The sequence below is a fragment of the Shewanella sp. M-Br genome (assembly GCF_036245925.1).
Lineage (GTDB): Bacteria > Pseudomonadota > Gammaproteobacteria > Enterobacterales > Shewanellaceae > Shewanella > Shewanella oncorhynchi.
In genome coordinates this window covers 1-1,200 of the sequence record NZ_BJBV01000056.1, presented here as the reverse complement: position 1 = coordinate 1,200, position 1,200 = coordinate 1, and the positions used below count along the sequence as shown (strand labels likewise).

Below are 1,200 nucleotides of genomic sequence, written 5' to 3'. Positions count from 1 at the left end.
AGATCAATTAATTCAAAAGCGTCATCACAGTGAACCGAGTCAAAATGAAGCTTATCGCTGGGACAGTTTCGGTAATCCTGTGGGTGAGGGCGTGGTTGTTAGTCAGGACAGATTAACGCGTTATCCCGAACGTTCGCTAGCTGAGTCACAGGTCCACTATCAATATGATGCCAGCGGTAATCAGCTGGGTATTAAAGGGCATAAGCAACAGCAGCAACGGGAATTTAACGGGTTTAATCAACTGATAAGCCTACACAATGGCCAAAATCTGACCCGTTATGAATACGATGCTTTAGGGCGGCGCAGCGCAAAAATCACCGCTGCGGGCCGCATCGATTATTTGTGGGATGGCAATCAGCTAATAGGCGAACACTGCCAAGATAGATTCACTTGGTACTTGTACGAACCCGCAGGGAATGGTGGTCAAAGCTACAGACCTTTCGCGCTCATTGTGCAAGGTGAAGTGTATTACTATCAGTTGGATCAACTCGGCACGCCGTTCGCGTTATTAGACCAACACAATCATCTCGTGTGGCAGGCGAGTTACTCGGCATTGGGCCAAGCGACAGTCAGCGTTAATGTGATTGCCAATCCGCTGCGGTTTCAGGGGCAATATTATGATGAGGAGAGTGGCTTACACTACAACCACTTCCGCTACTATGATCCGCAAACCGGCCGTTTTATCAGCCAAGATCCCATTGGACTACTGGGGGGCTTGAACCATTACCAATACGCACCCAATCATATCAACTGGATAGATCCGTTGGGATTGAGTTGTAAAGAAGGGGCTGCGTTAGCGGGTGCGGCGGCGTTGGCACGGCCGCTCCCAGTCCCTATTACTCCTGCAACGCCTGTTGCTTCAACTGTGGGTCGTATTGCAGTTGGTACTGCAGCGAATGACTCTATTTATGCAGTTGGCGAATCTCTTTTATCCCGTGCACTTCCTATGGCTGGCACGGCGCTAACGGGGCTGGCGGCACTGGTTTATAGTCCTGGACTCGGAGGTGGACTGGAGGAGATAACCGCTCCTGATGGAACTCAGTACAGTAAAAATAGTGATCAAATTATTTATCACGCAGTCGGGATTGATGGAGAAACTTGGGGTACAGATAATCCACAAGATGACATACAATATCGGATGTGGAAGGCTAATGGTGGTGAGGGCAGCTTTGAAGATTGGTTGACTGAAGGGAAGCCGGA

At 49.4% G+C, this 1,200-nt stretch carries 1 protein-coding gene; it reads left to right on the top strand.

Annotation, left to right across the window (positions count from 1 at the left end; translation table 11 throughout):
- Positions 1-1,200: RHS repeat domain-containing protein (locus tag AAA952_RS22270; protein ID WP_338259699.1), on the top strand; the 1,200-nt coding region annotated here is incomplete at both ends.